We start from the raw sequence: 6,466 nt of genomic DNA on the forward strand, positions 1-6,466 counted from the left end.
ACTATCATCAATAAAATAATCATCCCAATTTATTTCCTAAATATTGCTTCTTGCTTCATCATACGAAATACATGCACAGTGACTAACAGTAAAGATACTACGAATATAATCCACCCTAACCAACTGTTAAGAAATGTAATTCCACTGCTTCTTGCTTTATCATTCACCTGCAAGAAGAAGGCTGCAATTGCCATTGCATAAATAACGATTAAGGAAAAGATAAGCGCAAATTGATTCATCCGTCTAGTCATTCCTTCTGATCCATGACGTGCGATTGTTTCACTAATTATTGTTTTATCCTTCTCTTTTACACTACTTGCCTTATTAACTAGTTTAGTTAATAAGCTTGTAACGAAGATAAGTAATAATAGTAAAATCGAACACATAATTAACAAAAAATTATTGATACTAAATATATTTATAATGATACTTATTAAAATGAGAAGAACAATATACATAGTCTTCACTCTCATATCTCCTTCATTTTCAATACTTGAATCGCTTCGATGAACAGTTTAATAAATAAGTAATAGAAACTAATGAGCCCGATTATTCCTAAGACAATAAACAAATAATAAAAACCTGGTATATATGCATCGACGACGTGGTGCATAATCGGAAATAATGAGACTCCAAATACAGTAAATATTAGAGTGAAAACTGCAAGCATAAAGGTTTGGATAAAACCCATAATTTTCTTATCTATTAATCGTTTGGATGATTCTTTATTATTAATAATAAAGATAGAGAAAACTAACAAAATAGCTGACCAGACAGCGAACAGTGCGGTATAAATACTTATTAAATTAATAATAATCGCAAAGATCGCTAGTCTCCGATATTTCCTTAAACTCATATTGAACACGTACCTTCCTTATATATACTCACCAGGGAAAATCTATGTATAAGCTTGCACCAGCAAGGATGTTTAACTCGATTTCAATATGATCCCACACAAGATCAATTCTACCTCCTACATTTCCTACACTCACTCCTAAATCGATGTCTGTTCCCCATAAAGTAAAGCCACCCTTCGCTGATGCATGGGCTAAAGAAGCATTGCCTTTAAACCCTATTCCTCCAGTATCTGCCCGTGCATATCCATCCGCAGTTAAGACACCAGCTTCACCATCCGCATGAACATTACAGTCATCCCAACCAAGTGTCGTATCCGCCTCAACTCTAGCTATACTAGTTTCACCTTCTACCCTTCCTAGAAGATCTTTATTATTTATTTCTACCCTGGATTCCCGGATTGTGTAACGAGAAACTTCGAACCCCGCGTAAATACTGGATAGTTCCATCGTTACAAATGTTTAAAGTATAACGATGGATTCATGAACAAATTTACGACGAGACCTTGATATTACAGCATTTTCAAATTGAACTCGTTATAAATTCCGGGAACTTAGGTTCTACACTACCATAGCCAACGCGGTCTTTAATTTCTGATTCCGCATATTTTCCTTCAAAATGACCTCGCCCTTCAAATCCCGTATAATCAGCATAAGCGGATAAGTCATCCCCATCTATTTCATAGCCATATCCACGTGTATTCGCCGAGACACCAAACCTATGGGAGCCAAAGTCTGTTTCAGCACCAACCTCTGTCGCATAAGATAACTCCTCTACATCCCGAATAAAAAACGGCGACTCGTCAAATTTATTTTGAAAGACACCAATCTCTTCTTCATTATACCATGCTGCGGATATAATACTATCAACCTTATTTTTAGAAAATGTACCACCAGTTTTATAGTTACTTTCTATATCCATGATAGCACTTTTCAACTCAGAAACTCTACTTTCTGATAACTCTATCAAATACGTCCCAAGCAAGGATTATAAAGCATTCACCAAAGCACTAATGAAAGTCTATGGTGCACCAAGCCTCAAGGCTTGCCTAAGTGCTTTTGAATCTTTTCAACAACAATGGGCTGCATATCCAGGAGCTATTGACGTTTGTATAAGAAACTTCCACCATGTCGAGCAACTTTATAATTATGGAAGTGCCATTCGTAAATTTATGTACACAACCAACGCGGTAGAAAGTATTCATTCCAACTTCAGAAAAGTGACCAAAAAAGGAGCATTCCCAAACGAGAACGCTCTATTAGGGTAAAAGAACTCGAAACCAAATGGGAAGGTGGGCACATCCAAAACTGGGCAATGGTTATGAACCAACTTCTTCTTCATGATGAGCTAAAAGATAGGGTGTTAAAGTACCTTGAGTAGATTGGAACTTACACACTTTATTTGACAAACCCTTCTAATTTCAATTCTCATTCTTTTCCCTAATAATTGATTAGGCGACCGTTGTCATTCCACTGACCGTACATTTTATTTTCTCTAGTATTTTTAATAAACTTATCCAATCTCTTATTAAAAACTTCAGGTTCATTTCTATAACTTTGTATTGTATCAATTCTAATTCTCCTATATAATTCAGGAAAGTTATTGAAATTCTGATATAATTGGTCGTCTTCTTTCAGAAGCGTTTCAATGTCTTTATCTATAGTAAAAGATTCTGGTTGCATATCGGGGAGAATTTTCAGTCCCTCCTCTTTCATCAATCAAGCCTAATTTATTTAATCTCCTTACTCTTTCTTTATTTGATTCTGTCCAATTACTTTTTTTCTTTCTTGGGGAAAGCCTTTGAGATAGTTTAGTATCTGATATTTTCTTCTTCATGCCATCAATCCAACCAAAACATAATGCTTCCTCAACTGCATCTAGATAATGGTGAAATTGATGAAGAAACATTCTATTCCATCTTGTCATCTGTTAAGAAGACAGACGGAAATGGAAATTTTGAACAGTTACAAGGTAGTGATTATAAAGTTCTTATTGAATACTTGGAAGACCGTCAGATGCTTGAGGATTATGTAGCAAGCAATAAGAGTTTTGCAGAATACGTTTTAAATAATCTGCCTAAAGTTGGTTACGAGGTAACACCTGGCGCTATCGCTATCTTCGCTGAAAGAGTTGGGCTTACGATGAAAGACGTGGCGAAATATTTAGGCGACGAACCAGTCCCGGTTACAAAGGCATCCAAAAAGTTATTTGATAAAGTCGGACAGATTGTAAAATACGGAAAAGCAGTAGGTTCGTTTTTCAATGTCGCGGAACTCAGCTATGGTATGTATGAAGATATGATAAAGAAAAATAAAACTGCCGGTGAGGCGGTTGCGCATAATTCGGGATCCCTATTAGCTGGGGTTGGAGGTACGGCATTAGTTGGTTTGTTTGTTTCTAATCCAGTAGAATGGGGAGCTGCCGGAATTATAGCAGGAGGTGTTGGAGCGACTATGCTATTCGAGTATGCATATGAAGTTAATTTCTTAGAGCTTCAGGACGGGTTGGATTGGATAGGTCAACAAATAGATTGGGCAGGCGAACAAGTAAATAATGGCTTTAATACGGTAAATCGTTGGGTAAACGATGCCGCGGAAGTCGTCGGCGAGGCTGTTACTGGTGCCCTTGACTGGATTAATCCGTTTTCCTGAAGAACTAATTTGCTATTTGAAAGGAAGTATTATTGAATGAACTGCGAGGTACAACATTTAGAAAAGAATAAACGTTATCGGATATTGATAATAAACGGTGAGCAATACATCCTTGATATGGAACGGTCCTTTTGGAAGACTATCTTTCCATTTTTTAATTGGATACTCCCTAGTACGGTATTTAAAGTAGAGGATTCTTCTGTTGTGGAGCGATTGAAAGAACCGAATAAAGAGAAAGTCGGTGGTTCATGGGTGATGTCTTTAGCTGGGATTGGTTACTTTCTTGGTATACTGCTGGCTCCTTTAATGGGTTATTTTGAGGTACCAATGTCTCCTTTAGTCAATGCGATGCTTTTGATGCTTGCTATAACTCTCGTCGCTATCTTGTATATGTCAATGAGTCATCGTCGAAAGAAGAAGTTGGAAACCATTGTAGACCTAGATAAACTATCCAGGTGTGAATTATGGATTCGTCCAAGCTCAAAAAAACAGGTATTCAAGTTGTTAGCAGCATTTCTCTGGTTTGTCGTGTTTAATGGACTATTTTTCATGGTTTACATTGAATCCGGGAATATTATGGTATTATTCGGTGTGTCGTTTTTCTTTTTATCTACTTATTATCATCTCGTATTACGGTGGAAGAAGGCTACACAACTGTTAGATTTAAAGGTTTAAAACATGCACATTCATTAATGGAGGACGCGAGAGACAAGCGTAAGAAGGAGTCGGTAAGATGACAGATGAAAGCAAACTATGGAACCTATTAATCACATCGTTGAGGAAGGCTGCCCGTCTAGGCATCATTATTCCGATTATATTTGCACTGACAGTGGTGATTACTGCTTTAACGGGAGTTTTCCTGCCGGATACATATGAGGGTTCCATCCAGGTGATGAAAATTGGCTTAAGTATCGGCTTTTCGATGATACTTGTTTTTTACCTGATCACTTGGTTCTCCTGTCTGGCTTTTTTGAGGGAAACGAAACAGCAGGATATTGCAGATGAAAAGCTGCGGAGACTGATTGTGATGAATCGTGTCAGCTGTATTATATTTATGATTCCCATCATCTGTTTCGTCGGCCTGTTTGGATTCTTTAAAGTGAAGACATTTGCGGAGGAAAAAGTGCAAAAAGGAACGTTAGACCAAATTTTATATCATTATTTCATTGATAAATAATGAAGCTTAGGAGAGATAAGAAGTATGAAGAAGATAATTGGTATCCTAGTAGTGGGAGTATTATTCTTATCCGCTTGTATCGATGGAGATACGGAAGAAGTTGAATCCGACAGCGGACAGACGGAAGAGACCACGGAGCAGGTGGAAGAGAGTAACGGACAATCCGAAGGGAATCAGGAAGAAGTAGAAGATTTGACATTACAGGTGACGAAAGTGGATGAAGAAGCAGGTGTCACCATTGAAAATAATGAGACCTATCAAACGCTTGATGAATTCGTCAAGGAAAACTCCAAGTATGGTGTACCGAATGACTTTTCCATGCTATCGGTCTCCATGGTGGAGGATGCGGAGGGGAATCAGCAAATGCTGTTCCTGGGAGTGAATCGGCTCGGAGCACCCGTGAAAAATATAACGTTTGATATCACGTTGGGCAGCACAGAAGGCGATATGGTCTGGGAGGACTTCCCAGTCACATTGGATGAGGAAATTGCAGGGGTATTAGAAAATAATGCAGCGATGCCGATCTTCCTGCCAGTCACTTCACAAGAGCAAATTGACGTGATGAACACCATCAGTCAGGAAAACCTTGTGATGGAGTTCAACAACTTCAACTTTGAAACGGTAGAACAATAGACATCATTAGAGCCTCACAGCAAGTGAGGCTCTTTTCAACAAAGCGATATGGCGTGCATCGAAACAAAGTACGCCGTATAACGGAAATGAGGGAGCGAGATGAAAGCAAGATATGTGCTACTCATAGCCTTTCTAAGTCTCTTCATCAATGGAATCAGTCTATATAACCTGCCGATTGGATATATATCCATCTTTATCATGTTGCTTGTGTTCATTCCCAATCTATTCATGAAGATCATTTCATTCGGAAAGAACAGAAAAGCACAGAGGACGGATCACATTCTGGTAAAAGCTGCGATTGATTTTGAGAAAAATACCCATTCGAAAGCCGCTTATATTTTTTGGATTCTGATGATGTATATCGCAGGCGGTGCGATGACTTTTTTCCAGATCCATCAATATGATTATATCGATGCCCTCGTCACGGGCAATATTCACTGGTCTGTTTTTTATACCGTTGCCCCATACTTGATTGGGACGGGATATGTTCTCTTTGCCGCAAGCCTAGTGATGATGACGATTCATTTCCGTAAAATTTTCCGTGAAGCAGGTATGTTCAAGAAACATGAGGGTTCCAAGTGTGTGGAAAGTAATGCAAATCATCCGGAAGATGAGTGAAGAGGATGTAGAACAGCCAGCGCAGTCGGCGACAATGAAAAAGTAATCTTAGAAATAAAGGTGTAGTTCTTATGAAGGATAAGAATGTACGGACGGGAAAATTATTATCAAGAATCGGCGGTATCATTTGTTTAGCTATCGCTGGTGTCATGCTTTTCATCAGTATGGTGACACCAGCAGCCCTTAATCTGAATGGAGAACAATACTTCGTAAGACTATGGGAGATGGCCAGTTACCCTTCAGCTTTTCTATTCTGGATGGGGATTTTATTTTATCTGGTTGTTTTAGGTCTGGCAGGGTATAGAGTCGAGTATGAAGACTAATCGAATGTTCAGTAAAACGAATATCAAACCATTTATACAAGACATGGAACATGTGATTAAAGCCGTTGAATTATTAACAAAATATCAAGCACTGCTAAGTTCGGATATTGATGTGTTAGAGCAAACTGGAGAGCAAATCCGGTAAAAAGATGAAGAGTTAGCGGCAATATCTACCCGAATTATTCATAGAACCATACACTCTAAATAAT

The 6,466-nt window shown here is 38.3% G+C and carries 11 protein-coding genes and 2 pseudogenes; 8 read left to right on the top strand and 5 right to left on the bottom strand.

All coding sequences use genetic code 11. The features are described from left to right. Window positions 1-29: 29 nt before the first annotated feature. From SPD89_RS22185 to SPD89_RS22200, 4 genes are all read right to left on the bottom strand, one after another. The gene (locus SPD89_RS22185; RefSeq protein WP_336264119.1) at window positions 30-467 is read right to left on the bottom strand and encodes a hypothetical protein; all 438 of its coding nucleotides are present in this window, start codon (window positions 465-467) and stop codon (window positions 30-32) included. Window positions 468-469: 2 nt separating this feature from the next. Further along, a complete protein-coding gene (locus SPD89_RS22190) occupies window positions 470-856 on the bottom strand; it encodes a hypothetical protein (RefSeq protein WP_336264120.1) in 387 nt (128 codons plus the stop codon). 28 nt (window positions 857-884) lie between these two features. Further along, a complete protein-coding gene (locus SPD89_RS22195) occupies window positions 885-1,304 on the bottom strand; it encodes a hypothetical protein (RefSeq protein ID WP_336264121.1) in 420 nt (139 codons plus the stop codon). Window positions 1,305-1,377: 73 nt separating this feature from the next. Further along, window positions 1,378-1,791 (bottom strand): hypothetical protein, encoded by a 414-nt coding sequence (locus SPD89_RS22200; protein WP_336264123.1) that lies wholly within the window; start codon window positions 1,789-1,791, stop codon window positions 1,378-1,380. Between the two features lie 22 nt (window positions 1,792-1,813). Between SPD89_RS22200 and SPD89_RS22205 the strand changes: the two are divergent. After that, a pseudogene (locus SPD89_RS22205) lies at window positions 1,814-2,235 on the top strand (transposase); the annotation flags it as partial. Between the two features lie 59 nt (window positions 2,236-2,294). On the opposite strand, the pseudogene SPD89_RS22210 reads toward SPD89_RS22205, so the two are convergent. After that, window positions 2,295-2,739 (bottom strand): annotated as a pseudogene (locus SPD89_RS22210) (YdeI/OmpD-associated family protein); the annotation flags it as partial. A 35-nt stretch (window positions 2,740-2,774) separates the two neighbouring features. Here SPD89_RS22210 and SPD89_RS22215 point away from each other — a divergent pair. From SPD89_RS22215 to SPD89_RS22245, 7 genes are all read left to right on the top strand, one after another. Then, window positions 2,775-3,506 carry a hypothetical protein gene (locus tag SPD89_RS22215; RefSeq protein ID WP_336264124.1) on the top strand — a complete coding sequence of 244 codons (732 nt, stop codon included), beginning with the start codon at window positions 2,775-2,777 and terminating at the stop codon, window positions 3,504-3,506. A 36-nt stretch (window positions 3,507-3,542) separates the two neighbouring features. After that, on the top strand, window positions 3,543-4,181 hold the full coding sequence (locus tag SPD89_RS22220) for a DUF443 family protein (protein WP_336264125.1): 639 nt from the start codon (window positions 3,543-3,545) through the stop codon (window positions 4,179-4,181). Window positions 4,182-4,239: 58 nt separating this feature from the next. Then, window positions 4,240-4,683 (top strand): hypothetical protein, encoded by a 444-nt coding sequence (locus SPD89_RS22225; RefSeq protein WP_336264126.1) that lies wholly within the window; start codon window positions 4,240-4,242, stop codon window positions 4,681-4,683. Window positions 4,684-4,707: 24 nt separating this feature from the next. After that, complete coding sequence (locus SPD89_RS22230; protein ID WP_336264127.1) at window positions 4,708-5,316, top strand: hypothetical protein; 609 nt, start codon at window positions 4,708-4,710, stop codon at window positions 5,314-5,316. A 99-nt stretch (window positions 5,317-5,415) separates the two neighbouring features. Then, window positions 5,416-5,934 (top strand): hypothetical protein, encoded by a 519-nt coding sequence (locus tag SPD89_RS22235; RefSeq protein WP_336264128.1) that lies wholly within the window; start codon window positions 5,416-5,418, stop codon window positions 5,932-5,934. Between the two features lie 71 nt (window positions 5,935-6,005). Continuing rightward, window positions 6,006-6,257 (top strand): hypothetical protein, encoded by a 252-nt coding sequence (locus tag SPD89_RS22240; RefSeq protein ID WP_336264130.1) that lies wholly within the window; start codon window positions 6,006-6,008, stop codon window positions 6,255-6,257. After that, a complete protein-coding gene (locus SPD89_RS22245; RefSeq protein ID WP_336264131.1) occupies window positions 6,247-6,402 on the top strand; it encodes a hypothetical protein in 156 nt (51 codons plus the stop codon). The genes SPD89_RS22240 and SPD89_RS22245 overlap by 11 nt, the downstream gene beginning before the upstream one ends. Window positions 6,403-6,466: the final 64 nt, after the last annotated feature.

The organism is Pseudogracilibacillus sp. SO30301A, from assembly GCF_037072025.1.
Classification (GTDB): domain Bacteria; phylum Bacillota; class Bacilli; order Bacillales; family Amphibacillaceae; genus Pseudogracilibacillus.

Bases quoted from the DNA above. Each gene is read 5' to 3' on its own strand.
- SPD89_RS22190 (WP_336264120.1), bottom strand. From the start codon at position 856: ATGAGTTTAAGGAAATATCGGAGACTAGCGATCTTTGCGATTATTATT.
- SPD89_RS22195 (WP_336264121.1), bottom strand. From the start codon at position 1,304: ATGGAACTATCCAGTATTTACGCGGGGTTCGAAGTTTCTCGTTACACA.
- SPD89_RS22220 (WP_336264125.1), top strand. From the start codon at position 3,543: ATGAACTGCGAGGTACAACATTTAGAAAAGAATAAACGTTATCGGATA.
- SPD89_RS22225 (WP_336264126.1), top strand. From the start codon at position 4,240: ATGACAGATGAAAGCAAACTATGGAACCTATTAATCACATCGTTGAGG.
- SPD89_RS22230 (WP_336264127.1), top strand. From the start codon at position 4,708: ATGAAGAAGATAATTGGTATCCTAGTAGTGGGAGTATTATTCTTATCC.
- SPD89_RS22235 (WP_336264128.1), top strand. From the start codon at position 5,416: ATGAAAGCAAGATATGTGCTACTCATAGCCTTTCTAAGTCTCTTCATC.
- SPD89_RS22240 (WP_336264130.1), top strand. From the start codon at position 6,006: ATGAAGGATAAGAATGTACGGACGGGAAAATTATTATCAAGAATCGGC.
- SPD89_RS22245 (WP_336264131.1), top strand. From the start codon at position 6,247: ATGAAGACTAATCGAATGTTCAGTAAAACGAATATCAAACCATTTATA.